The 26,654-nt window shown below is 37.9% G+C and carries 25 protein-coding genes and 1 tRNA gene; 11 read left to right on the plus strand and 15 right to left on the minus strand.

Going from position 1 to position 26,654, the window contains the following annotated elements; genetic code table 11:
• Positions 1–188 precede the first annotated feature (188 nt).
• The 4 genes from CFY84_RS07175 to tpiA form a co-directional block, all read right to left on the minus strand.
• A complete protein-coding gene (locus CFY84_RS07175) occupies positions 189–527 on the minus strand; it encodes a hypothetical protein (RefSeq protein WP_171289058.1) in 339 nt (112 codons plus the stop codon).
• Positions 528–1,305: 778 nt separating this feature from the next.
• Positions 1,306–1,390 (minus strand) — tRNA-Leu (locus CFY84_RS07180).
• A 61-nt stretch (positions 1,391–1,451) separates the two neighbouring features.
• Entirely contained in the window at positions 1,452–1,778 is a 327-nt protein-coding gene (secG, locus tag CFY84_RS07185) for a preprotein translocase subunit SecG (RefSeq protein ID WP_088823541.1), read from the minus strand.
• A 16-nt stretch (positions 1,779–1,794) separates the two neighbouring features.
• Positions 1,795–2,589, minus strand: a complete 795-nt coding sequence (gene tpiA, locus CFY84_RS07190) for a triose-phosphate isomerase (protein WP_088823542.1) — start codon at positions 2,587–2,589, stop codon at positions 1,795–1,797.
• Between the two features lie 242 nt (positions 2,590–2,831).
• On the opposite strand from tpiA, the gene pilB reads away from it, so the two are divergent.
• The 4 genes from pilB to coaE are packed head-to-tail and all read left to right on the plus strand — an operon-like array spanning position 2,832 to position 7,251.
• Positions 2,832–4,544 carry a type IV-A pilus assembly ATPase PilB gene (gene pilB, locus CFY84_RS07195; protein ID WP_088823543.1) on the plus strand — a complete coding sequence of 571 codons (1,713 nt, stop codon included), beginning with the start codon at positions 2,832–2,834 and terminating at the stop codon, positions 4,542–4,544.
• A gap of 20 nt (positions 4,545–4,564) precedes the next feature.
• The gene (locus CFY84_RS07200; RefSeq protein ID WP_088823544.1) at positions 4,565–5,788 is read left to right on the plus strand and encodes a type II secretion system F family protein; all 1,224 of its coding nucleotides are present in this window, start codon (positions 4,565–4,567) and stop codon (positions 5,786–5,788) included.
• Entirely contained in the window at positions 5,788–6,645 is an 858-nt protein-coding gene (locus tag CFY84_RS07205) for a prepilin peptidase (RefSeq protein ID WP_088823545.1), read from the plus strand. Before CFY84_RS07200 ends, CFY84_RS07205 begins: the two co-directional genes overlap by 1 nt.
• 3 nt (positions 6,646–6,648) lie before the next feature.
• Positions 6,649–7,251 (plus strand): dephospho-CoA kinase, encoded by a 603-nt coding sequence (gene coaE / locus CFY84_RS07210; protein WP_088823546.1) that lies wholly within the window; start codon positions 6,649–6,651, stop codon positions 7,249–7,251.
• 1 nt (position 7,252) lies between these two features.
• Here coaE and CFY84_RS07215 read toward each other — a convergent pair whose 3' ends face one another.
• The 3 genes from CFY84_RS07215 to ppnP form a co-directional block, all read right to left on the minus strand.
• Positions 7,253–8,167, minus strand: coding sequence for a DMT family transporter (locus CFY84_RS07215; protein WP_088823547.1), 915 nt, complete (start codon positions 8,165–8,167; stop codon positions 7,253–7,255).
• A 14-nt stretch (positions 8,168–8,181) separates the two neighbouring features.
• Entirely contained in the window at positions 8,182–8,940 is a 759-nt protein-coding gene (gene rlmB / locus CFY84_RS07220) for a 23S rRNA (guanosine(2251)-2'-O)-methyltransferase RlmB (RefSeq protein ID WP_088823548.1), read from the minus strand.
• 103 nt (positions 8,941–9,043) lie between these two features.
• Positions 9,044–9,367: a pyrimidine/purine nucleoside phosphorylase gene (gene ppnP / locus CFY84_RS07225; RefSeq protein WP_088823549.1), complete on the minus strand. Its 324-nt coding sequence runs from the start codon at positions 9,365–9,367 to the stop codon at positions 9,044–9,046.
• A gap of 277 nt (positions 9,368–9,644) precedes the next feature.
• Here ppnP and recN point away from each other — a divergent pair, with 277 nt between their 5' ends.
• The 3 genes from recN (at position 9,645) to ruvX (ending at position 12,378) form a co-directional block, all read left to right on the plus strand.
• Positions 9,645–11,306 (plus strand): DNA repair protein RecN, encoded by a 1,662-nt coding sequence (gene recN / locus CFY84_RS07230; RefSeq protein ID WP_088823550.1) that lies wholly within the window; start codon positions 9,645–9,647, stop codon positions 11,304–11,306.
• 90 nt (positions 11,307–11,396) lie between these two features.
• Entirely contained in the window at positions 11,397–11,951 is a 555-nt protein-coding gene (locus CFY84_RS07235) for a YqgE/AlgH family protein (protein ID WP_088823551.1), read from the plus strand.
• Positions 11,944–12,378 carry a Holliday junction resolvase RuvX gene (gene ruvX / locus CFY84_RS07240; protein ID WP_088823552.1) on the plus strand — a complete coding sequence of 145 codons (435 nt, stop codon included), beginning with the start codon at positions 11,944–11,946 and terminating at the stop codon, positions 12,376–12,378. The genes CFY84_RS07235 and ruvX overlap by 8 nt, the downstream gene beginning before the upstream one ends.
• A 238-nt stretch (positions 12,379–12,616) precedes the next feature.
• Here ruvX and CFY84_RS07245 read toward each other — a convergent pair whose 3' ends face one another.
• The 4 genes from CFY84_RS07245 to CFY84_RS07260 form a co-directional block, all read right to left on the minus strand.
• Positions 12,617–13,618, minus strand: a complete 1,002-nt coding sequence (locus tag CFY84_RS07245) for a pectate lyase family protein (RefSeq protein ID WP_088823553.1) — start codon at positions 13,616–13,618, stop codon at positions 12,617–12,619.
• Between the two features lie 182 nt (positions 13,619–13,800).
• A complete protein-coding gene (locus tag CFY84_RS07250; protein WP_088823554.1) occupies positions 13,801–14,808 on the minus strand; it encodes an HlyD family secretion protein in 1,008 nt (335 codons plus the stop codon).
• Positions 14,809–14,827: 19 nt separating this feature from the next.
• Positions 14,828–15,034: a DUF1656 domain-containing protein gene (locus CFY84_RS07255; RefSeq protein WP_088823555.1), complete on the minus strand. Its 207-nt coding sequence runs from the start codon at positions 15,032–15,034 to the stop codon at positions 14,828–14,830.
• Positions 15,031–17,115 carry an FUSC family protein gene (locus CFY84_RS07260; protein ID WP_088823556.1) on the minus strand — a complete coding sequence of 695 codons (2,085 nt, stop codon included), beginning with the start codon at positions 17,113–17,115 and terminating at the stop codon, positions 15,031–15,033. Before CFY84_RS07260 ends, CFY84_RS07255 begins: the two co-directional genes overlap by 4 nt.
• Before the next feature lie 299 nt (positions 17,116–17,414).
• Here CFY84_RS07260 and CFY84_RS07265 point away from each other — a divergent pair, with 299 nt between their 5' ends.
• The gene (locus tag CFY84_RS07265) at positions 17,415–18,182 is read left to right on the plus strand and encodes an IclR family transcriptional regulator (protein ID WP_088823557.1); all 768 of its coding nucleotides are present in this window, start codon (positions 17,415–17,417) and stop codon (positions 18,180–18,182) included.
• 94 nt (positions 18,183–18,276) lie between these two features.
• On the opposite strand, the gene ssb is transcribed toward CFY84_RS07265, so the two are convergent.
• From ssb to CFY84_RS07280, 3 genes are all read right to left on the minus strand, one after another.
• Positions 18,277–18,861 carry a single-stranded DNA-binding protein gene (gene ssb, locus CFY84_RS07270; protein WP_088823558.1) on the minus strand — a complete coding sequence of 195 codons (585 nt, stop codon included), beginning with the start codon at positions 18,859–18,861 and terminating at the stop codon, positions 18,277–18,279.
• A gap of 47 nt (positions 18,862–18,908) precedes the next feature.
• Complete coding sequence (locus CFY84_RS07275) at positions 18,909–20,273, minus strand: MFS transporter (protein ID WP_088823559.1); 1,365 nt, start codon at positions 20,271–20,273, stop codon at positions 18,909–18,911.
• 158 nt (positions 20,274–20,431) lie between these two features.
• On the minus strand, positions 20,432–21,508 hold the full coding sequence (locus tag CFY84_RS07280) for a DUF475 domain-containing protein (RefSeq protein WP_088823560.1): 1,077 nt from the start codon (positions 21,506–21,508) through the stop codon (positions 20,432–20,434).
• 180 nt (positions 21,509–21,688) lie between these two features.
• On the opposite strand from CFY84_RS07280, the gene tenA reads away from it, so the two are divergent.
• Positions 21,689–22,363 carry a thiaminase II gene (gene tenA, locus CFY84_RS07285; protein WP_088823561.1) on the plus strand — a complete coding sequence of 225 codons (675 nt, stop codon included), beginning with the start codon at positions 21,689–21,691 and terminating at the stop codon, positions 22,361–22,363.
• 50 nt (positions 22,364–22,413) lie between these two features.
• Here the strand turns inward: tenA and CFY84_RS07290 are convergent, their stop codons facing one another.
• Positions 22,414–22,755: a GlpM family protein gene (locus tag CFY84_RS07290; protein WP_088823562.1), complete on the minus strand. Its 342-nt coding sequence runs from the start codon at positions 22,753–22,755 to the stop codon at positions 22,414–22,416.
• 205 nt (positions 22,756–22,960) lie between these two features.
• Between CFY84_RS07290 and CFY84_RS07295 the strand changes: the two genes are divergently transcribed.
• Positions 22,961–23,347 carry a hypothetical protein gene (locus CFY84_RS07295; protein WP_088823563.1) on the plus strand — a complete coding sequence of 129 codons (387 nt, stop codon included), beginning with the start codon at positions 22,961–22,963 and terminating at the stop codon, positions 23,345–23,347.
• Between the two features lie 171 nt (positions 23,348–23,518).
• The gene (gene uvrA / locus CFY84_RS07300) at positions 23,519–26,353 is read left to right on the plus strand and encodes an excinuclease ABC subunit UvrA (RefSeq protein ID WP_088823564.1); all 2,835 of its coding nucleotides are present in this window, start codon (positions 23,519–23,521) and stop codon (positions 26,351–26,353) included.
• The last annotated feature ends 301 nt before the right edge of the window (positions 26,354–26,654 follow it).

Raw genomic sequence — 26,654 nt, forward strand, 5'->3', positions numbered from 1 at the left:
GGATTGTTATATATTAGAATAAATATTTTTTGGATTGCTTAGCGAATTATGAGATAAGAGAAATTAAATGCAAAAAATAACAGGTAATATTTTATTTACTACCTGTTATATCAATAAATAATGTTTTCATTGTTATATGACTAAAAGCCAATAACATTAAATGATGACTTGGTTTATTCAAACTTATTTTAATTAAATACTGAATCATTAATTTTAATTTTTTTAACAGTAATAAATGTATATTCATTTAAAGCAGATTTTCCAGTATGAATAAAATCATTTTTCATTTTTTCAATATAGTTATTTGTTTCTTTAAATACCTCATTTAAAAATTCTATTTCCTCTAAAGAAGATTGTTTACAACTAAATAAATTGCTTTGCTCTTTCTCATTTGCTTTTTGTAAAAACAAATGGAATTCACTCCGTGTAGATTCATTATCATGCAAGTAAAACTCTCTGTAACTTTCACAAGCGTCTAATTGAAAAGTCATTTCATATACATACATTGGCTGCGTACCTTGTTCCAAAACAGTCGTTATCGCTGAGTTAAGCAATGACTTCATCACCAATAAAATAATAGTATGTTCCGTTATCCTATTACTTGAAGTGTTTACTTACTTTTATTTAAACATTCAACAAAGATATAATAAAATAAATTCAAAAAAATAAAAGAGGCACTCAAAACCAAAATAATGAGAAAACCCACTAATATAATATTTATTTATATCTTTAATATTAAATGATTATAAAGTACTGTATTTCATATAATTAATGAGTCACTTTATTCTAATTAATATATTTTTCAGCTTAATACCAGTTAATTTCTACATCTAAAAATAAAAATACATTCATTTAATTTATCTAATATAAACTCTCAAATAAAATAAATGAATATTAAATAATTATAATTATAATAATTTCATCTGAAAATTGAATAAGTTATATTTAATAATCCGATGATGCTTGCATGTAGCATATAAAATGCTTTGAATCATTATATTTGTTATTTTATGTATCTAGTTTTGATCTAATTAAATAACTGTATGGTGTTTTATAAAAATAAAGTAAATTTGTATACATTAATGAATAATAGTACTGATATTTTATGATCACGCTAAGTCACTGCTTTTATATGTTTTTTATATAATAAAATCCAATAATTGAATATGTGATTTTCACTCGACGTTGTTCTAAGCACGGCAACATGCAATCATTACAAATAAAAATTTGCACAACAAAAAAGGCCTAATCTTTATCAGATTAAGCCTTCTCGTATTTCCAAACAATACAACAACTTTGCATGTTTGGTGCGGAAGGGGGGACTTGAACCCCCACGCCCGAAAGCACTACCACCTCAAGGTAGCGTGTCTACCAATTCCACCACCACCGCATTTGCAGGCATTTTATTCTTTTCATCTGAAAAATAAAAGACCTAACATCAAATTAATTGCTTATTTTGATGTATTTGTTGAATTTCCACTCTGTGTATTGGCAGGCGCAGTCACAGGCGCTTGGTTTTCAGGGACCAAACGGTATGCATCTACGGTTTGCTTCTTCGCAAACACAGCCAATGTAATACTGGTCACAAAAAAGATTGCTGTCAAAATACCAGTTAAACGTGTTAAAAAGTTACCTGAGCCTGCTGCACCAAATACAGTACCTGCACCACCACCACCAAAAGATGCACCTGCATCTGCGCCTTTACCATGCTGTACTAGAATCAGTACAATCATGCTAAATGCCAATAAAACGTGTACAACAAGAACAAACGTGTACATTAAAACCCATCCTTACTTAATTTGACTGTGCAAAAGCTGCTGCAATATGATAGAACGATTCAGCATTTAAAGATGCACCACCCACCAATGCACCATTTACATCTGGGCAGGCTGCAAATTCTTTTGCGTTTTCAGGCTTCACACTACCGCCATATAAAATAGCAACTTTAGCACTTGAATCTGTAATTTGACTTAACCCTTCACGTATTTTTTCATGAATGGCTTGTGCATCTGCTGCAGATGCTGTTTTACCTGTACCAATCGCCCATATTGGCTCATATGCAATCACGATGTTTGATGCCCATTGATCAGGTGCAACAACTGATGCGATATCTTGAACTTGCTGTAAAACCACCTGCTCTGCTTGACCATTTTCTCGTTGTGTTAAGCTTTCACCCACACAATAGATCACTGTTAAACCAGCATTAAGTGCATTGGTTAATTTAGCACGCAAAATTTCGCTATGGTCACCTAAAAGTTCACGGCGTTCAGAATGTCCGATCAATACATGCTGAATATGGCTGTCTTTTAATAAGTCAGCACTAACTTCGCCTGTATATGCACCTGTTGCAGGAAAACGTGAAACATCTTGTGCAACTGTATGAACTGTACGGTTATACTGAGAAAATGCATGTTGTACTTGCGACAATGCAATAAATGTTGGCGCGACTGCAAGATGGCATGACTCATTTGAGATTGGTTGTTGCTGCAACAGTTGGTTAAATTGTTCAGTCCATGTTTGAACATTTTCCCCAGTTGGATTCATTTTCCAATTGCCAATTACCCAAGGTACAATTGTCAGAGCTGACATAGGTAACACCTTTTAATTATCTGAGTATAAAATAAGCCTATTTTACACATTTTTTGGCTTTGGGCGCATAATTTTATATCGCCAACATTTTTAAATGTTATAAAATATATCGATTATTATATTATTTACTTTCAAATCAACTGATTAAAAACAAATGTTGGTGAAATGTATATTTTATATGCATAATCATGCTTTAGCACTTTGCTTTTTTTATTTTTTTTGTTGTACACGGGGCTTCATTTATGGCGATATCTTCTTCGAACACTTTAAGATTGACAGGATTTATGCGCCGTTTGGTGGAAGAAGGACATCTTTCCGAACAAACCGCACTTTCAGCTTTAGAAAATGCAGGCAAACAAAAAGAGGATATTGTTCATTACCTTGTTAATCAGACTAATTTTTCCTCTTTAACCATTGCTGAGGCAATTTCACAAGAATTTGGCGAACCTTTATTTGATTTAAACGCATTTGATAAGAGTTTATTGCTCAAAGAAATTGTTGACGAAAAACATGTACGTAACTATCGCATGGTGCCGTTATTACAACGTGGTAATAACTTAATTATGGCGGTCAGCAATCCGACTAATTTACAAGCGATTGAAGCAATTCGCTTAAACAGCAAGCTAAACCCTGAACTTGTTATTGTTGAACACAATAAATTAGAAGCTTTAATTCAAGACAGCTATGGTGAAGGCGGCGGTTTCGATTTTGGGGATGAAGAATTTGACATCAGTTTTGATGAAGATGTACCTGTTGACTCAAAAGATGATGATGACCCAGAAAATGAAGCACCAATTGTTAAATATGTAAATAAGCTACTTGTCGATGCTATTCGTTCAGGTGCTTCTGATTTACACTTTGAACCTTATGAGAAAGTATACCGCGTTCGTTATCGTATTGACGGTATTTTAAAACAAGTCGCTACGCCACCCATTCAGCTAGCGAACCGTCTGTCATCACGTTTAAAAGTGATGTCACAAATGGACATCTCTGAAAAACGTATTCCACAAGATGGACGTATCAAGCTTAAGCTTTCTAAAAATAAAGCCATTGATTTTCGTGTAAACTCACTGCCCACCTTATTTGGTGAAAAAATTGTATTACGTATTCTAGATCCATCTAGTGCCATGCTGGGTATTGATGCACTTGGATATGATCCTGAGCAAAAAGCACTCTTTTTAGAAGCGCTACATAAGCCACAAGGCATGGTATTAATTACAGGTCCAACGGGATCGGGGAAAACAGTCTCGTTATATACCGGTTTAAACATTCTAAATACAGAAGATGCCAACATTTCCACAGCAGAAGACCCTGTTGAGATTAACTTAGAAGGTATTAATCAGGTCAACGTAAATGCCAAAGTTGGATTAAACTTCGCAACAGCCTTACGTTCATTTTTACGTCAAGATCCAGACATTATCATGGTGGGTGAGATTCGTGACTTAGAAACAGCTGAGATCTCTATTAAAGCTGCACAAACAGGACATATGGTGTTGTCTACACTGCATACCAACAGCGCACCTGAAACGTTGACTCGACTCAGAAATATGGGGGTCCCATCATTTAATATTGCCACTTCGGTCAGCTTAGTTATTGCTCAGCGATTAATGCGACGTTTGTGCCCACATTGTAAAACCCCACTGAGTATTCCTGAAAAAAGCTTACTTGAAATGGGCTTTACACAAGCAGATTTAAGTAAAAGTGATTTTAAACTCTATCAAGCCGTTGGTTGTTCTGAATGCCGAGACGGTTACAAAGGACGTGTCGGTGTTTATGAAGTCATGAAAGTGACTTCTGAAATTGCCAGATTAATCATGGAAGATGCAAACTCCATCCAAATTGCTGATGCATCACAAGCACTTGGATTTAACAATTTACGTCGGTCTGGACTCATTAAAGTCATGCAAGGTCTTACTACTTTGCAAGAAGTCAACCGTGTCACAAGCAGTATGTAATTGACCATAGGATAATCAAAGTGGCTAATCCAGAAAATAATTTACTTAATTTTTCATATACCGGCAAAGATAGAAAAGGTGTCACTGTAAAAGGGGAATTGACAGCGCCTAATATGGCATTGGCAAAAGTGATGTTACGTAAACAAAGCGTGACTGTAGTTAAAATTCAGCTCAAACGTAAAAACTTGCTTGAAGGTGCCTTCAAAAAGAAAATCAATACCATTGATATCACAATTTTCACACGCCAGCTTGCAACCATGATGAAAGCAGGTGTGCCATTGGTACAAAGCTTTGAAATCGTGGCTGAAGGTTTAGAAAACCCATCCATGAGAGAAGTTGTTTTGGGAATCAAAAGTGAAGTTGAAAATGGTAATACGTTTGCTGAAGCAATTAAAAAATACCCGAAATATTTTGATGGTTTATTTTGTTCACTCATTGAATCTGGTGAGCAGTCTGGTGCTTTAGAAACCATGCTTGATCGAGTAGCTATATACAAAGAAAAAAGTGAACAGCTAAAGCAAAAAATTAAAAAAGCATTAAAATATCCTATCAGTGTCGTAATCGTTGCTTTTATTGTTACGATTATTTTGATGGTAAAAGTGGTACCTGTATTTGAAGGTCTATTTTCATCATTTGGTGCAGATTTACCAGCTTTTACTAAAATGGTGGTAAACATGTCCAACTGGATGCAGCAATATTGGTATATTTTGATTGCAAGCATTGTAGCACTGGTCATTTTTGTGAAGCAGAGCTATGAAAAAAGTCAAAAGGTCAGAGATGGGTTAGATAAACTTACATTAAAACTACCTATTTTTGGTGATTTGATTTTTAAATCAATTATTGCACGCTATAGCCGTACCCTAGCAACAACATTTGCCGCTGGTGTACCTCTGATTGATGCGCTTGAATCTACAGCAGGTGCAACCAATAACGTGGTTTATGAAAATGCTGTGATGCGAATTCGTGAAGATGTTGCATCAGGACAACAATTACAATTTGCGATGCGTGCAACCAACCGCTTTCCATCAATGGCCATTCAAATGGTCAGTATTGGTGAGGAATCAGGCGCACTTGACAGTATGCTTGATAAAGTTGCGACCTATTATGAAGAGGAAGTCGATAATGCTGTGGACGGCCTAACTTCAATGATGGAACCGCTTATTATGGCAGTACTCGGAGTCTTAGTCGGCGGACTCGTAGTTGCAATGTATTTACCAATCTTCCAAATGGGGTCTGTGGTTTAGTGAATGATCTTATCCAATTTTATACAGCCAACCTGACATTATTTTATGTCACGGTTGGTTTAATTAGTTTATGTATTGGCAGTTTTTTAAATGTAGTGATTTATCGAACCCCTAAAATGATGGAAAATATGTGGCATGCAGAGTGTCAGATGTTGCTTCATCCACATGATCCAGTCATTGAGCATGAAAAACTGACACTTAGCCAGCCTGCATCAACTTGCCCAAAATGTAAGACAGGTATTAAATGGTATCAAAATATACCTGTCATCAGCTGGCTGATGCTTAAAGGTCAATGCGCACATTGTGAGCAAAAAATTAGTCTTCGCTATCCTGCTATTGAACTGCTGACTGCCATTGGTTCAGTGGTTGTGGCCGTGCATTTTGGTCCTACGCTACAAGCTGTATTTGGTATCATCTTGACATGGGTCTTGGTCACATTAACTTTCATCGATTTTGATACTCAGCTGCTCCCTGACCGCTTTACCCTCACATTGGTTGGGTTGGGCTTGGCATTAAATAGTTATGGTCTGTATATTTCACCAGTTCAATCGATCTGGGGTGCGGTCATTGGTTTCTTGTGCTTATGGGTTGTGTATATTGCATTTAAGCTCATCACGGGTAAAGAAGGCATGGGTTATGGAGACTTCAAACTACTTGCTGCTTTAGGGGCTTGGATGGGACCCTTGTTATTGCCACTCATTGTGTTTTTATCATCGCTTATTGGTTCCATCGTTGGTATTATTTTAATCAAAGTTCGTAAAAAAAATATGCCCTTTGCATTTGGTCCATATATTGCCATTGCTGGATGGATTGCATTTTTATGGGGCGAAAAGATTATGGCACTTTACTTGGGATAAAATATGCATTTCACAGTGGGACTGACAGGCGGTATAGGCAGCGGAAAAAGTGCTGCAAGCGACTGGTTTGCAGCACAAGGTATTTGTATTGTTGATGCAGATCTTGTCTCACGTGAAGTGGTGACAGCAGGACAGCCGGCTTTACTTGAAATTGAACAGTATTTTGGCTCATCAGTAATTCAAACAGACGGCACACTAAACCGTGCTCAGCTGCGAAAAATTATTTTTAATTCGCCTGATGCCAAACTCAAGCTTGAAAGCATCACTCACCCTCGTATTCGCTTAGCCATTGTGCAGCAACTAGCGTATGCAACAAGCCCTTATGCGCTGCTTGTTTCTCCACTGCTGTTTGAAACAGATCAACATCTGTTGGTGCAACGCACGCTCCTCATTGATACAACTGAAGCTCTACAAATACAGCGTGCCTCTGAGCGCGATCAACAGTCTATTCAACAGATCGAAAAAATCATCAAAGCACAAATGCCACGCGAACAAAAACAGCAACGTGCCGATGATATTATATTGAATAACAGTACATACGATGCTTTATATCAAAAGCTGCATCTCTTGCATCAACACTATTTAATTTTGGCCAATAACAGTTAAGTTACTTTTTCTGATCAAGCTGTGTTTGTAATGGATCATTACGCTTAAGCCAGCGCCATGGTTGTAATGCACCAATCGCCATACCAATCAAGCCACAAATCAAAGCCACATTCAGCGGCTCACCTAATAAAGGGATGGCTGCAACTGCCGCAATAAACGGCGCCAACACAATAATACTGCCTGCTCTAAATGCCCCTAAGCGCTCAATGGCTGCAACATAAGTTAATGTACCAATAATCATCATAAAGACGCCATGAAACACGCCTTGAATCACTAAATGTGCCGTAGATGGTTCATGAAAATGTTTAGGAATAAAAATTAAGTAAATGGGTAGGTAGATGATTGTGGACCAAATAGCAATAGAGTTCATCGACTGCCATGCAGAAAACTTCCACTTGCGGACCAATACAGTAAATGTTCCCCACCACAGCGCTGCCAGAAAAAATAAACCGTCACCCAAGCTAAAAGCAACACCTGTTTGCTGATACAGCAACACACTCATGATTGACAATGCAGTCAGCATAATCGCCAAGCTTAGCCACGTATGACGATCAAAAGCTTGTCTGAAGAGTATATAACCCATAATCGCAGTGGTCAGTGGAATGGCACCCGTCAAGAAAATCGCAGCATGTGCAGCAGGCACATATAAAAAGGCACTATATGTAGTCACACAATAGGCAACACCACCTAATAACCCCAAAATAAACGGTTTGATATGCCATAAAAACGCAGTTTCTTTACGCCACAACAGTACAGGTAATAAAATTAAACAGCCAATGCTAAAGCGAATGGCCACAATATCCCATGCACTAATATTCCATGATGCATTTAGGCGAGAGAAAATAGTAAACCCGCCCCAAATGCACATGGTCAAGAAAACATAAAAATAACCTTGTATTTGCATTTTGGTGAGCATTCTTCCCTCTTATCTTATGGTTGATGTGTGATATTGCGCTGACGACAAGCCTCGTACAATGCCATACCTGTCGCTACACTGACATTTAAACTTTGTAAGTCACCTGCCATTGGAATATATACCTTTTCATCACATTGACTTTGTGTGATTGGACGAAGCCCTGTGTCTTCTGCACCCATCACCACAACCAATGCACCAGATAAATCACAATCTTGAATTGATTTTGCAGTTTCATCTAACATGGTACCAACCACACGGCAGTAATGACGGTCTTTCAAATGAGCCAATGTCCGTGCCAAATTGGTCACCTGAATGAACTTCACACGTTCTGCCCCACCTGCTGCGACTTTACGTGCTGTAGGCGTTAGACTGGCTGAACGATCACGTGCCACAATCACAGCATCGACCCCCATAGCTGCAGCAGTTCGTACACATGCACCTAAGTTATGTGGATCTGTGACCTGATCTAATGCCAACAATAAAACATCTTTTTTGCTTGCAAAAATTTGGTCTAAATCTTGTTCATTTAACACAGGATATGGACGAACAGCCGCCACCACACCTTGGTGATAAGGTAAACCTGCCAATTTTTCTAAGCTATCGCGACTTGCTTTTTGTACGCTGATCCCAAACGGTTCAGCCAATTCTAAAATATGTTGTAAGCGCTGATCTTCTCGCCCTTTTAAAGTAAATAGTGTCAGTACTCGCTCAGGTTCTAGACTTAAAAGAGATTCAACTGAATGCACACCGTAATAATATTCTGGCTTTGCCATGACCTAACCACCTTAAAAGACCCAAAAAAATAAAATCCTGTAAAGCATCACTTTACAGGATTAAGTATAGCAGCATAGTTTAGCTGATTTTATGTGCGAGAAGTTAACCTTCTAAATGGCAGACATAATCTAATACTTCAGTTGTTTCTATTTTAAACGTACTTGCACCAGGTACATAAAATGATTGACCTGCACGAAACAGTTCACTCTGCTCACTATCTGCAATTCTTACACGACATTCCCCTGAAACAATTTCCATTCTTTCAGGTACATGCGTTTCAAACGTCAAGACCTGATCACTTGGCAAAATTACACCCAAAGTTTTTTTTGTGCCATCTTCAAATTGAACCGTGTGGCTTACACACAAACCACCAAAGTACACATTTGATTTTTTCACAACAGACACATGATCAAACTGAGGTGACATAAAGACTCTCCACATTTTCTTTCTATATAATATTTAATCGAGTTAAAAAGAGTAATTTCCAATCCATTAAACTCACTCTATAATTAAAATTAGCAGTTTTATCATGAAATGGTAATACATATTTTATAAATTTTTCCATCAAACATCGCTTAAACTCGGTTGGCTTATCACGATTTTTATGTATCATCATCTTTAATGATGAATTTTTTATGACATCTCTTCAATTAATCGCTATCCTTTTATCTAAAAGAATTTTCGCACAATCCTGGATGCGTATATGCTCACTCATTTAACGCTTATAAATTTTGCTTTGGCTGATCATTTAACAATTGATATTTCTTCTGGTTTTAATGTACTCACTGGCGAAACAGGTGCGGGAAAATCACTTTTATTAGATGCCTTATCTGCATGCTTAGGCGAACGAACAGACAGTCAACAGATCCGCTATGGTGCAGACAAAGCTGATATTACAGCGGTCTTTAGCTATATTAAAGACTCTCCAGAACAAGTTTGGCTCACGCACAAAGAACTTGAAGATGGGTCAGGCGAACTTCATTTACGGCGTGTTATTTTTTCAACAGGACGCAGTAAAGCATGGATCAATGGCCGTCCAACCAGTCTTGCCGAACTTAAAGAATTGGGACAGATTCTTGTTCAGCTATATAGTCAGCACAGTCAGCAACAGTTGCTTGGGCAACACTATCCAAAACAATGGCTTGATCGCTCAAGTGGACTCTTAGACACGGTACAAGATGTTAAGTCACACTACCAAGCATGGCAAAAAGCTATTCGTCAGTATGATGATGCATTACATGCACAAACCACCCATCAACAACGTGTGCAGTTACTTGAACTTCAACTCGAAGAAATTGAACCCATCACAGCTTATCATTACCCTGATATCGAACAAGCATTTGATCGTTATAGTCACCATGAAGCAATCATGCAAGATTGCAACTACAGCTTAGATGTTTTGGATGATTCCGAGCAAAATATTGCACAACAGTTGGCAAGTATTTTAAAACGCATTGATACTCATGCAGGACGAAGTGATGAATTGGCTGCCATCAATACTGCTCTACTGAATGCACAAAATGAAATTAGCGAAGCTGCATCACAATTAAGACAGTTTATTGACCATCAAAGCTTTGATCCCGAACGAATGGCAGAGCTGAATACTCAACTGGAAATATTTCATCGTTTAGCCAGAAAACACCGTGTTGCTCCTGAAGACCTTAAACAGCAATATGAAACATGGCAAGATGAGCTGACACAGTTAAACTTGCTTGAAGATCCTGAAACCCTTGCCTTACATGTTAAACAAGCAGAGCGAGAATTTTTAACACGAGCAGAAAAGCTTGACCAAATGCGACAAGCTGCTGCACCGCAACTAGCCAAAGAGCTGACCCATCAAGTGAAAAGCTTGGCATTGCCTGAAGCACAGTTTGAGTTTGTGTTTATGCCTTTTGAACAACCGCATGCCGAAGGTTTAAGCCAAGTCCAATTACACTTTACTGCGAATAAAGGGATTCCTGCACAACCTTTAGCAAAAGTTGCATCTGGTGGTGAATTGTCGCGGATTGCTTTAGTGATGCAAGTGATGAATGCTGAGCGTACAGATGCAGATCTCATTGTATTTGACGAAATTGATGTAGGGATCAGTGGGGGTACTGCTGAAATTGTTGGTCGATTATTGGCAAAACTTGGTCAACATGTACAAGTTTTATGTATTACCCATCAAGCACAAGTTGCAGCACAATCCGACCAACATTTATTGGTTCAAAAGCAACAAACAGACCCTGCCAGCAGTACAATATTCGAGCTAGATGAAGATCAACGTATTCAAGAACTTGCCCGAATGACAGGCGGTATAGAAATTAACAACATCACCCTTGAGCATGCTAAACAACTCAGAACACTCAAATATCAACAAAAATAAATAATTTTACTTGGTGATTTTTCTCAGCTCTTGTATGTTGAGAAGAAACACGACATTAAATGACTCATCTATTCTGGGAGAATCACAACGGTGGCCAAACAATATTTTACACATCGCTGTTTAATTGCACCGCCTGGTATGGAGGATGACACCTTTGCAAATACTGTGATTTATCTCGCACGTCATGACGAAGACGGTGCACAAGGAATTATTATAAATCAGCCCACCAATATTCAAGTTAAAGAATTATTGAATGACTTAGATATTGATGCAGACCATGTCCATCCACATGCCGTATTACAAGGTGGTCCATTACGTCCTGAAGCAGGCTTTGTACTCCATACCGGACAACCAACATGGCACTCGTCAATTGCAATTGGTGAAAATGTTTGTATTACCACCAGTAAAGATATATTAGATGCAATTGCACATAACGAAGGTGTAGATTGCTATCAAATTGCGCTTGGTTATGCCAGTTGGGGTAAAAGTCAGCTTGAAGCTGAAATATCTCGCGGAGATTGGTTAATTTGTGATTCTGATATGGATCTAATCTTTAATCTAGATTATCACCAACGCCTAGATGCAGCTTACCGCAAAATTGGTATAGACCCTGCAAGGCTGTCTGTCGAGATTGGTCATGCCTAAACCACAGCTTATTATGGCTTTTGATTTTGGGACACAAAAAATGGGAATTGCAATTGGACAACCTGCGATTGAGTCCAATACGCCCTTGGCACCTTTTCCAATGAAAGACGGTATTCCTGATTGGACACAATTACTTAACATTGTGCATGAATGGAAACCAGAACTGTTTTTAGTGGGATTACCGTTGAATATGGATGACAGTGAATCAGAGCTTTCAAGACGTGCACGCAAGTTTGCACGTCGTTTAAAACATCAAACCAATATAGAAACATGGATGGTGGATGAACGCTTAACCACGCGAGAAGCACGGCATGATTTAGAGAAATATCATCAACAAGGGCGTGGAAAAAAGATGTCTGCAGACAGCTTAGCCGCTGCATTATTCATTGAAAGTTGGTATTACACACCTGAAGGCATCCAACCTTAAATTGAATGGATTGACTCGAAATCAGCTTACGCTAAAGCGCAATAGAAAATTATTATTTTAATGGATTACCATGATATGTTTTAGCCTCAAGTTGAAACCTGCATGCTCAAATCTTAAAAGACAAAAAGTAAGGCTGCAACCTAAGTAACAGCACTACTTTAATTTGGATGAATTTAAGATCTATATATGCATTTACACCAACTGAGGTTAAAATACAGCATTAGCTTAACCGTCTGTTTTAATACGGATAAACAAACTTACTTGCTGAAGCTTGAGCACCTGAATAATTGATATCCCAATTTCTAGCAAAACCAGCAGCCTTGACGCTATAAGAATAAGGCACTTTCCATGAGAGTGATCTAGAGTATTTCTTTATACTGCTCGGATAGCTATTGATATCCGTAAAAGAAGTATTTTCTTTTTTATCATCAACAATGCCTTTTTCATTACCTGCTTCAAAATAATTTGCTTCTGACAGAACTTTTGCATTTTGTGCAAGCGTATAGCCCAAATGATAATTTGAAATATAGTTATTATAAGCATGATAATAACCATATCTCATCAGACCCGGGGATCTCACATCAATATTATTATAATAATTGTTAGATAACGTGATATGTGGATAGCCATTATATTTTGAATTATATCCCGCTACAGAATAGCCAAATATAGAACCATATTTATGATTTTGAAATAGTGAATGACTGATGGTGATGTAGTCTGCTGTCTCACCGATATATAACAGTTTATCTAAACTGCCATCATTTGCACTCCACTTATGCCCAACGAATGAGCAATGATCAATCCAGTATTTATTGCCCGAAGAAATATATAACTGCATATCTCCATTTGCACGGATTTTTGGATCATGTTTAAACACTAAGTTTTTAAAAATGACATTTGAACTATTTGAAGAAGAAGTTAAATAAATATTCTCTAAAACATTCAAATTATTAAATGAACCAACGATTGTTTTATTACTGCCAAAATACAACACTTGTTTAGAAGAACTTGCTATACGACCTTTTATAACAATCGTTTTGGGTGTATTACCTAGTAATTCATACTTTAACATTGCAATGTCTTTAACAGTAACAACTTTGCCACTTCCCCCGCCAGTAACTCGTGCTTGCTTTGCATAACCAGTCAATTTACCTAAATTTGTAACCGGATAATCAGCGGCATGAGAAACCGTTGTAACCAAAATGCATGTAAAAGTAATAAAAAATTTATTTAACATAATTAACACTACATTGAAAAAGTATGAAATGTAGCACATTTAATGAGAAATAGATTACTTATTAAACAACTTGATACAATTTTGTCAGATAAATTCTTACTTTTTTATGATTCATGCAAATGACTGATAATTTATGCGTCGTAAGGCACTTCGATTGGTTTTTACAGTGAACTCAAATGAACTTATTTGCTTTGCCCAACAATGTTTACTGTTGCTGTACGACCTGCAACAAAAGCCAATGAATTTTGCGGAACTTCATCTAAAACAATTTTAACAGGAACACGCTGCGCTAAACGCACCCAAGTAAAAGTTGGATTAACGTTGGCCAATAAGGATGAACTTGATGAACGCTCTCGATCTTCAATCCCTGATGCAATACCTTGTACATGACCTTTTAATTTTTGATGATCTCCCATTAACTCTACTGTGGCTTGGTCACCAATATGAATGCGATTGAGTTTAGTTTCTTCAAAATAACCGACAATATATAATTGTTTACGATCAACCATCGCAGCAACTGCTTGACCTACTTTGACATAATCACCTACACGCATTTCAAAGTTAGACAATGTGCCATCTGATGGTGCGACAACCGCTGAACGGTGTAAATTTAGTGCTGCTAAATTCACATTACTTTGTGCAACCTCAATCAATGCCTGTTGTTGTTTAATATTGGCTTGGGCTTGTACAATCATTGCTTCTAGTTGCTGATGCTCTGCATGTGCTTGATCTTTTAACGCAAAGACTTGATCTTGATCTTGCTTTGAAATTGCACCATCCATTAACGTGGCATAACGGGTGGCATTACGGTCTGCAAGTTTGGTGTTGGCTGCAGACTTAATTAAATTGGCTTTGGCTTGAATTAGACTTGCCTCTGCTTGAGCAAGACCTGCTTTGGCTTTGGCAAGATCAGATTTTGCTTGCTCAACATCAAGTAACTGTCTTGCTGTATCAATTTTAAAAAGGACTTGCCCTTGTTTTACAGTTTGGTTGTCTTGGACCAACACTTCTGTCACTAAGCCTGAGATGTCAGATGAAACTTCGATTACATCGCCACGTACTCGACCATCGCGTGTCCACGGTTCAGCATTGTAATAGTCCCATAAATGTAAAATAACCATACATGCCAACACCAACATCACAAGAAGAATCATTGGCCTTACCACTTTACGTGCATCAAAAGAACGCATAACCTTTTCCTATCTGTATTTATTTAATCAGTCCAATGAAGATTTGATGCACAATAAACAAGCAGATCAAATATAAACATAAATTAAATAGTCCTAAAAAAATCACCCACCCTTGCTCGATAAATCGGCTCGTTAACGGACGAATCATCACAAAAATCACATACGCTAAAATGGCTTGAATTAAAAAACTAGGGACAAAAATGCCATAAATATCAAAATCGCTCACAGTGCAGTTTCTCCCACATGTATTGCATCCTTGGCTTGTGTATGAAAAATACTGCTACGAATATTATTTAAACTCATCAAAACGCGGAATTTTATATTCTCATTTTCTTCTTGATAGGCAACCTGTTCAGCCTGATTCATATAACTCACTACAGCATCTTTGGTCTGGTCAGACACCACAGTATTTTTTTCTAACTCATTAAACATGGTGTTTAATTCATTTTGCAGATTGACAATACTTTGCTGTAGCGCTGTTGAAATCAGTTGCGACCCTGCCAACTCATGCACACGGGTTAAATCAACAATTGCGCTGGTTTCAATCAATGCACGATTCATCGCCTGCTTCAATGCACTTGACTGCACCATCTTGCTATTTAATATGCCAATGCGGTCTAACATGCTGCGCAAATGTATTCTAAAACGTGTGTCATAAGACAAATTGATTGCTTGACGCATGGCTTTATAATGCTTAGATAAAATCCGCTGCGCTGTTGTTTCAGGAGACATTGCGCGAATAAAATAAATAGCAATCAATGCACAGACCACACCAAGTACTGTTGCAAAAGAACCTTCTAAAAAAGAAACAATATCAATGCTATAACGGTTTTGTATATTCATGGACATGACTGTGGTAATTCCAAGCATTAACCCAAGCGCCATCAGGCTTGGAGTCGGAATTAGTACAGTAAATAAAATTAATGGCGGGGCAAGCACCAATGCCAATTGCCAAAACTCAGTTATGCCCGGCAAAATAGCAAAAGCATAAACGAACACCACACCACAACTTAATATACTGGCCAAAATAAATGTTTTTAACACAGGAACAGGATTATCAATGGCTGTGACAATACATGAAGTCACTGCTGCCATTTGAGCCAACATGAAGCCTGCTTTCCATCCACTGACAATCCAAATAGCAGCTGCAGCAAATGTTCCTAAAAATGCAGCTAGACCACCTCTTAATGCCACACCATGGTCACGATGCAAACTTGGATACTTGGTGGTTAAGGGCACAATATTTTTTGGAAAGTCTTTTTTTCCATCTTGAATATTCTGCCAAATAAATAGCACAATGCGGATATTATAAATATAGTGCCGTACATCCATTCTAAAACTATTTAAAATCACTTTTTGATCTAAAGACACGCATGCTGTTAAAGCATTAAATTGTGTTTCAAAATCGTCAAACATCTGTTCAAGCTGACTTTCCTCAATATGTTTTTTATCCTTAATGTGCTGTATTACATTTTCCCGAATGATAGCCAAGTGCTGATCAAAGGTTTGATCATGAACATTGAGTTGCTGTAATCGTTCAGACATTGCCACTAAGTTGGATACTGCCATTGAAAGCTGATGTAACATCTCTTGTAAAGGATGCGTCATGCCTTTGAGATCAGAGTTTTCATAGGATAAATGCTCAGTCATGACATGTATTTCACTCATATCACGGGTGACAGCATTTAAAGTTTGGATATAGTTTTGCTCTTGTTTTTGGTTGGCTAAAATACTACTAAAAACCTGTTCTAAACTATTTAGATTTTTATCGATCCGCTGCTGGATCACAGGCCCAACATGAACGGGTAAAATTACAGCAGAGACCACTGCAGAACAAATTACCGCAATACCAATTTCTAAGAATCGAGCTAAGGCAATATCAAAAATACTGTGTGTATCAACAGAATTAATGGCATTAAAAACAATCATGGCGACGGTATAACCGGACAGCATTAACATATAACTGCGTGGTGTACGGTCAAGCAGTGAGATATATAAACAAAACCCTACCCATGCAGCAATGACAAGCGAAAAAATCCAAGGTAAATTAATTAAATGTGGCATCAACAAAATGGCAACAATGGCACCAATGGCTGTACCACCGATTCGGAAAATCGCTTTAGAAGACACCATTCCTGCATATGGATTAGCAATAATTAATACCGTCCCAATAGACCAAATTGGGTTTAATAAATCTAAATAAAATGAAAAAAATAGTGCAATGATTGCAGTTAAATAGGTTTTCAAAGCAAAGATTATATCCATCCTGCTTGGCCTAAATGCCAATAACTGCTGAATCAATTGCATCTATAACTCCCTTTATATCGCGTATAAATTATTTATGGTCTTGCATCGGTCTTCGATATCAGGAATAAAAAAAGATCAACGTGTTGATCTCAAGACATAGTTAATATGACCCTATAATTATTTTAATAAAATATCTTAATTAGATATTAATTTATATATTTATTTATTTTATCCTTATCAATTATAGCATAATATCTTATTATGATAATAAACTCATAATTTGAGTATTGGTTTTTTTTACATAATATGATAAAAAGTGACTCATATTTATTCTAAAAATAAGATGGATTGTTTAAATCATGGCATTAACGAGCTTTGGCAAAATTTTGACTGTTTTAGATTTATTCTCTGTCACCCGTCATGCCATCGATGTTGATATCATCAGTCATGAACTTGAATTATCACGCCCAACCAGTTACCGCTATTTAAAAGAATTGGTTTCAACGGGGTTATTACAACGAATTAATGGTACGTCTGGGGAATATATTCTTGGTCCTAAAGTGGCTGTTTTAGATTATTTTTCTCGTGCTACAGATCCACTTGTACAAATTAGCATGCCGTATATGAAAGAAATTGCAGAACGTACTGAGCTAAATTGTATTTTAACTTTTCTAAATCATGATTATTGCATTGATTTACATAGCGAGCCATTTAAAAAAAATGTCTTAATCTCATATGGACGAGGAAATCCGCGACCTGTTTATATTGGCGCTTCGCCTAAAATTATTCTTGCACATACCAACAAACATTATTTAGAAGATTTTTATCGTCATTATTCACATCAATTAAAAGACGTAAATTTTGCGGCAAGTGAATCAGCATTTCTTGATAAAATGAAAAAAATAAAAAAACAAGGTTATTACTTCTCTCAAGGTGAAGTCCTTGCAGATTACTCAGGCTTAGCTGTTCCTGTTCGCTATTCCAATAAAATTCAGCCGTTGGCATTAACAATTGTCGGAACTAAAAACCGTTTTGAGTATATCGATTTACAAAAAATGATTTCAACCCTGCAAGACTATGCCATGGAAATTGAATTTCACTACAAAAACCCATCTTTAGCTCAGTAATCATTGAAGAGTTATCTAAACAAATAATCATACATCACAAAAAAAGAACCTGATGGTCAGGTTCTTTTTTTGAAATTTTAATGAGATATATGGTCTAGAACGGTAGATCATCGTCTAAGTCAGCAGGTGCAGGACGTGATTGCTGCTGCTGAGGCGCTGAATTGTTTTGATAGCTATTTTGTTGGTTGGCAGACGAGTTATTATAGCTATTGTTTGGCGCACCTTGACCTTGTGAATATCCACCATAACCACCTTGGCCTTGATTTTGCTGCTGTGGCTGCTGATTATAACGAGGCTGTGCAAAACCACCGCTTTGGTCTTGATTCGGCTGTTCACCACCTGCACGTGCAGAATCTAACATTTGCATTTGGTCACCACGAATTTCAGTGGTATAGCGCTCTTGCCCATTTTGATCTGTCCATTGACGTGTACGCAATGAACCTTCGATATAAACTTTTGAGCCTTTACGCAAATATTGCTGTGCAATTTCACCTAAACGATTGTTAAGCACAATACGATGCCATTCAGTTTGCTCTTTACGCTCACCTGAGCTTTTGTCTGTCCAAGACTCACTGGTCGCAATAGAAAACTGAGTTAAAGAGCCGCCATTAGGAAACGTTTTTGTTTCTGGATCTCGACCCAACGTTCCAACTAAAATCACTTTATTAATACCGCGCATCGGTTATACCCTCTATCTGCTATGGTCTTACTTTATAAGAATTATACTTAAATAACTAGTTCTTTGCCAAAGAGCTGCGTTAAACGCTGTCGCCCATCATCATTGAGCACTTTTTTATCAAGTTTAACATAAGCCACATGTTGGTCAGGCATCACAACCACCTCTTCAATACCATCAATGGCAAGCAATTGCTCTGTCCATTGGTGTGCTACATCGGTTTCAGGTAAACGTAATACCATGGACGACAAATAACGCGGCTGTCTTAAACTAAAACTGACAATCAACCAAATGAGTGCAATGACACACAAGATACCCCAACCCACTGATGTATCATGTAATTTCATTAACTGCCCACCTAAGGTACCACCCACAAAAGCTCCTAAAAATTGAGCGCTGGCATTCACCCCCATAGCGGTTGCTTTCGATTGAATGGGCGCAATTTTAGATAGCCATGATGGCAGTAAGGCTTCCATCACATTAAATGCCACGAAAAAGAAACCCAGCCCAAGCAATAAAATATACTTTGACGTAAAACCAAAAATTAAAACAGCAAGACCAATGATGACGCCTAAAATGGCTGTTAAAAAGATACCGCGCATTTTGCGATACTTTTCTGCCAAAATAATACTTGGAAATGCAAACAACACACCAATGACCAACAAGGGTAAATACACCCAACCATGCTGTGACAGTGGAATATGGGCAAAGTTAATCAGCTGAGATGGCACATAAATAAACATTGCCGTTAATAATAAGTGTAAAGAAAAGACTGAAATATGCAGTCGATTTAAATCACCCATGCTTAAGACATGTTTTAATTGGTGTAAATAGCCGTGCTGAAAGCTGCGATGATGACGAGTCGTTTTAGGGACAAAGACCAACATCGCAATAGCAAGTAAGCCCATAATGGTGGTCACCCAAAACAAGCCTGAAATACCAACTAAGCTGGTTAACCATGGACCAACACTAAAAGCAACCACAAACGATAAGCCAATACTCATACCCATCGTGGCCATGGCTTTGGTACGATATTCTTCACGCGTCACATCTGCAAGTAATGCCATAACTACAGCAGATACTGCCCCTGCACCAGCAATTGCACGACCGATAATTACACCATATATGGTATGTGACAGCGCTGCCACTGCACCACCGATTGCAAATAGAAGCAATCCTAAAATAATGAGGGGTTTACGGCTAAAACGATCTGCCCATAAACTAAAAGGAATTTGTAAAATTGCTTGTGATAAGCCATATACGCCTACCGCAAGCCCGATTAAACCTGGCGTTGCATATTGATATGATTGCCCTTCGATCGCAAACACAGGGATAATCATAAACAACCCAAGCATACGCAGTGCAAAAATACTGCTTAAAGCAAAGGTTGAACGGCGTTCTAAAGCATTCATCATATCATTTCTATCAATTAATTCTTTTAAAAGCGTATGTAAGATGGCACGAGAGCTGTCTTATTTTTCCCAGAAAAAAAGGGATACAAACCTATTGTACCCCGATATTCTATACAAGATATTAAATTTTGGCTTAATCTAATTTTCTATCAACTTAATGGCTAATTTGAATGATGCTTTTTATGCTGAATAGATGCCAACACAGACCAAACAATAAAGACAATACCTATAAGACCTGTCACCACTTCTGGTACATGAACTCCTGTGCCACTTAACAACATAATAAATGCCAAAGCACCAATCGCATAATGCGCACCATGCTCTAAATAAATATAAGCATCTAATGTGCCTGTCTCAACCAAATAAATGGTCATTGAACGGACAAAAATTGCACCTATTGCAAGACCAAGCATAATAATGACTACATCTGATGTAATCGCGAATGCACCAATCACACCATCAAAACTAAAAGATGCATCTAAAACTTCAAGATATAAAAACCCACCAATACCGGCTTTTACCACACCAGATGCTTGACCAGATGCATCATGTGTAACAGCTTGTCCATGCTCATCAATTTCAGGTTCACCGCCAAGTAAATGACCTAAAACTTGTACACCGATATATATCACAATACCCCAAATACCTGCCATTACCACCGCTAGACGACTTGTATCTGGTACATAAGCTGCTAAAACTAGTAACGAAATTAATGCCACAAAAACTGACATTGCAGGCACATTGGCTAAGTTAGCAAAACGTTTTTCAATTGCTGCAAACCAATGCGTGTCTTTTTCGCTATCTAAAAAGAAACTTAAAAAGACAAGCATTAAGAATGAACCACCAAATGCAGCAATTTCTGCATGGTGTGCCATTAACCGTGCTGAATATTCTGTTGGGTTATTCAATGCCAATTGTGTAACTTCAATAAAACCCATGTCTGCAGTTACTGCCACAATAACCACAGGGAAAATTAACCGCATGCCAAACACTGCAATTAAAATACCTACAGTTAAAAACAGCATTTTCCAAAACCGGTCCCAACCGCGTAACACCGACGCATTCACCACTGCATTATCAAAGGATAAGGAAATTTCCATAACCGCCAAAATAGCAGTTACAGCCAATGCTTTAAACATGGTACTTATGCCAGCCGCAGGTCCATGGGTATATCCCCAATAGGCAGAAATGGCTAAACAGACAATACTAAAGACAATCGAAAAACGGAAATGCTTCATAAGAAACCTATAAGAGAAGCCGTCAGACCTCACAACACAATCAATAAAAGTAAAATGTAAATTATTGTTGAATTATACTGATTTTATTTTTCATCGCAGTAAATCATACACATCAATGCAGTAAAAAACGTTATATTCAAGCCATCTCATTCTTTCATCAGTATAGCATCAGGTCAAACTATGACGTTTACTCAACAATTATGGCAAGACAATTTCACGCTTTTTACACACACCATCAACCATCCGTTTAACCAAGGGTTAGCAAACGGTACGTTGAGCCCACAAATTTTTCAGCATTATATCGTACAAGATGCACATTATTTGTTGGCGTATGGCAGAGCACTGTCTGTTGCCGCTGCAAAAGCATATGAAGCAGATGATATTATTCAATTTTCTGAAGGTGCAAAAGTTGCCATTATTGTTGAGCGTGGCTTGCATAAAAACTTTATGGAACAATTTGGAATCACTGAAGATGAATTTAAAAACACACCACTCACACTCGCGTGCCACCATTACACCGGATTTCTAACATCTACAGCATGGTCTGAAAGTTATCCTGTTGTGCTTGCAGCATTATTGCCTTGTTTTTGGGTGTATGCTGAAGTCGGCAAAACGATTGTCCAACAAGTGACTGAAAACAATCCGTTTCAAGCTTGGATTGATACCTACTCAGGTGATGAGTTTAATCAAGCAGTACAACATATTATTGCAACAGTCGATCAAGTGGCTGAACAATCTGATCCAACCACACGAGAAAAAATGAAAGCAGCCTACCGCCGTGGTGCTGAATTAGAATGGTTATTTTGGGACAGTGCTTATCATCAACGTCAATGGTTAGGTTTAGACACATTATAAGTCAGTTAACAGGCAGTTAATGTCAGTTGACTGCCTGTACTTAAATCACATTAACGATAATAAGTCGTCCATCCATACAATAATATTCCTGCTGCCACAAGCCAAGCTGCTGTTGCACTTAACAAACATACCATCAATGACGTTTTGGTGGCTAAGCAGTACACCATCAGCAAATAAATGGCATAAGGAATTAATGACCATAAACCAAATAAAGCCGTTTTTTGTAATGCATCTGCACCTTGCTGCTGAAAAACAATTGCATGGGCAATTAAAGCAAAGGTTGGAAATAAAGGGACTAAACCTGCGATATAAAACGCTTTACTTTTTGAAAGTGCAGAAATACATAGCACCACAGCCACACCCAATAAACATTTCAACCATAGTGCTGCCATGCTAAACGATCCTTCGTTAATATTTTATTTCTAAATTCTACCTTTCTAAACGCAGAATACAAAGCGCTTCTATTCATTTGCGCTATGTAAAATTCAGCTTGATTTTCTCGAGCTTTTCTTGCATTCTTATTTATTAATGATAATCGTTATTATTTAGAACACCAAAGTAGCTGTTGTTATACAATAAATAAAGTGAGATCAGGACATGTCACATCAACATACCCTCGGTACAGAAGCCATCCGTGCAATGGTTACATTACGCACATGTTGGTCATTAGATGAAGAAATTTATATTAACCAAGGCTGTTTACATTGTGGTTCAGCGGCAACCTATTTAATTTATTTTACCAACTCATCAATTCAAAAACTCATGCTCGATTTTATCGCAACATATAATTGTAATGCTGCAGGTCGTTTTGACCTATTAGATTTATGCTCCTTTGAAGATGATTACAACCTCTTTTTATCCACCCTCGAACAACACGTCATTCATTATGCATTCCAAGAACGCTATAGCAAACGAAGTTTAGCGTTTGAATCAGTACAATCTATCTTTGAACGATCATTTCATCCTGCTTGTGCTTATGCTTAACCTATAATAATAAAAAATAAAAACATGACTTACTCCATCCCGCACAACATCTGTTGTGCGTATTTTTGTTGCGAAACCTAAGCCACATTGTGAGGTCAATACACATCCCGCACTGATTGATATACACTAAAGAAAAACGACATTAAATATCAAATTAGGATGCCCCATTTTATGAGCCAAAGTCATATCCGTATCCGAGGTGCACGTACCCATAATTTAAAAAATGTGTCACTCGATATTCCACGTGACAAATTTGTGGTGATTACGGGTTTATCCGGTTCAGGCAAATCGTCTTTAGCCTTTGACACTTTATATGCTGAAGGTCAACGGCGATATGTTGAATCTCTTTCAGCCTATGCACGCCAATTTTTATCACAAATGGAAAAACCTGAGGTGGACTCAATCGAAGGATTGAGCCCCGCAATTGCCATTGAACAAAAGTCGACCAGCCACAACCCCAGATCAACTGTCGGCACCATTACTGAAATTTACGACTATTTACGTTTGCTTTATGCACGTGTAGGTACCCCGTTTTGCCCTGAACATGATTTACCCATGGTCGCGCAAACTGTTTCTGAAATGGTAGATGCTGTAAAAGCACTTGATGAAGGTACTGCCCTGTTATTGCTTGCGCCTGTCATTCGTGACCGCAAAGGCGAATATGTTCAGTTGTTTGAACAATTACAAGGTCAAGGTTTTGTCAGAGCACGTGTCGATGGTGAAGTTATCGATATTGACAATCCACCGACATTAGATAAAAAGAAAAAACATACCATTGAAGTGGTGGTTGACCGTTTTAAAGTACGTGATGACTTAGGCAACCGAATTGCAGAATCTTTTGAGACTGCATTACGCTTAGGTGGTGATATTGCTATTTTATCTTGGATGAATGGCGAAACACCTGACCGCGTCTTTTCAGCCAAACACTCATGTCCTGAATGTGATCGTGCAGTGGGTGAATTAGAACCTCGTCTTTTTTCATTTAACAACCCATATGGCGCATGTACCGTTTGTGATGGCTTAGGTACACGAAGCCATTTTAGTCCAGCAAAGCTGATCCCTGATCCAAGTTTATCCATAAGCCAAGGTGCCATCCGTGGTTGGGACAGACAGCGCCCGTATTATTACACTTTGCTTGAAAAAGTTGCTCAGCATTTTGAATGGTCACTTGATACGCCATGGAATGAGCTCTCAAAAGATGTCCAAAAAAAGCTACTGCAAGGTACAGGCAAAGAAAAAATTGATTTAAGTTATGTGGATGAACGTGGTCGACAACATCGCCGTGTTCAAGCTTTTGAAGGTGTTCTGCCACACTTAGAACGTCGTTACCGAGAAACCGAAAGCAACTATGTCCGTGATGACTTATCACAATACTTATCCAATGCTGCATGTGATGTATGTGATGGTTCTCGCTTAAATGAAATTGCACGCCATGTCCGTGTCAAAGATAAAACAATTGCTGATATCACTAAAATGTCTATTGGTCATGCAGCAACTTATTATCAAGACGTTGCTTTTTCGGGTGCCAAAGGTGAAGTTGCTGATAAAATTTTCAAAGAAATTCGCGAACGTTTACAGTTTTTGGTCAGTGTAGGACTAAATTATTTAAGCTTGTCACGTTCAGCAGAAACGCTCTCTGGTGGCGAAGCGCAACGTATTCGCTTAGCCTCACAAATTGGTGCAGGGTTAATGGGAGTCATGTATGTACTTGATGAACCTTCCATCGGATTACACCAACGTGATAATGATCGCTTATTACAAACCCTCATTCGCCTGCGTGATTTAGGTAACACTGTGTTGGTTGTTGAGCATGATGAAGATGCGATTCGAGCAGCAGACCATATTATTGATATTGGACCAGGTGCTGGTGTACATGGTGGACATATCATTGCTGAAGGTACTGCACAAGACTTAGCAAACCACAGCGAATCGCTAACCGGACAGTATTTATCAGGCAAAATTAAAATTGAAGTTCCTAAACAACGTAAACAGCCACCCTCACCTGAGCATGCCTTACAGCTGATTGGCGCAAGTGGGCATAATCTTAAAAATGTAGATTTACATATACCACTTGGCATTATGACCTGTGTAACAGGGGTATCTGGTTCAGGAAAATCAACTCTAATTAATCGCACATTATTGCCATTGGCTGCAACACAATTAAATGGTGCAACCACACTCACTGCTGAGAAATTCACCTCAATTAATGGATTACAGCATTTAGACAAAGTGGTCGATATTGACCAAAGCCCTATTGGCAGAACACCGCGCTCTAACCCAGCCACATATACAGGGTTATTCACTCCTATTCGTGAGCTATTTGCCCAAACACCAGAAGCTAAAGCACGTGGATATGCTGCAGGGCGTTTTTCATTTAACGTCAAAGGCGGGCGTTGTGAAGTGTGTGAAGGCGATGGCATGATTAAAGTGGCAATGCACTTTTTACCTGATATGTATGTTCCTTGTGATGCTTGCCAAGGGAAGCGCTATAATCGCGAAACTTTAGAGGTTAGCTATAAAGGCAAAAATATCTCTGATGTTCTTGATATGACAGTTGAAGATGCCGCAACATTCTTTGATGCAATTCCTGTGATTCATCGCCGTCTAGACACCTTAATGATGGTCGGTTTAGGGTATATTCGTTTGGGTCAGGCAGCCACAACACTATCTGGTGGTGAAGCACAGCGGGTTAAACTCGCACGTGAACTTGCAAAACGAGATACTGGTCAAACGCTTTATGTCTTAGATGAGCCAACTACAGGTCTACATTTCCATGATATTGCCAAACTACTCGATATTCTTTATGCGCTTCGTGACAAAGGCAACACCATTGTTGTGATTGAGCATAACTTAGATGTGATTAAAACAGCAGATTGGATTGTTGACTTAGGTCCAGAAGGTGGTTCTGGTGGTGGTGAAATCATTGCAACAGGTACACCTGAACAAGTTGCAGAAGTGAAAATTTCACATACAGGGCACTTTTTAAAGCCGTTATTACAACAATAATGGTCTGATTGCTATATTTTGAGCCAAGATTTTATCTTGGCTCTTTACTTTTTAAGAAAAGATTCATTTTTCTTTTTCCATAAAAATGAACATATTACCTATTTCTAAATGTGACATGAAACACAAAAATTAGGAGTTAATGAAAAGTTAACATTATTTTACAGAAAAATAATGCACCATTATGGAACAACCATAAAGAAAATAAATCAAATTATGTTAAAAAAATGAATTTATATATTTTTATATCATATTGTTATTCCTCAACTTTTTATTAAAACAAAGCATCCTGCCTTTTTTTTTG

Origin of the sequence: Acinetobacter apis (genome assembly GCF_900197575.1) — a bacterium.
In the GTDB taxonomy this organism is placed as follows: domain Bacteria; phylum Pseudomonadota; class Gammaproteobacteria; order Pseudomonadales; family Moraxellaceae; genus Acinetobacter; species Acinetobacter apis.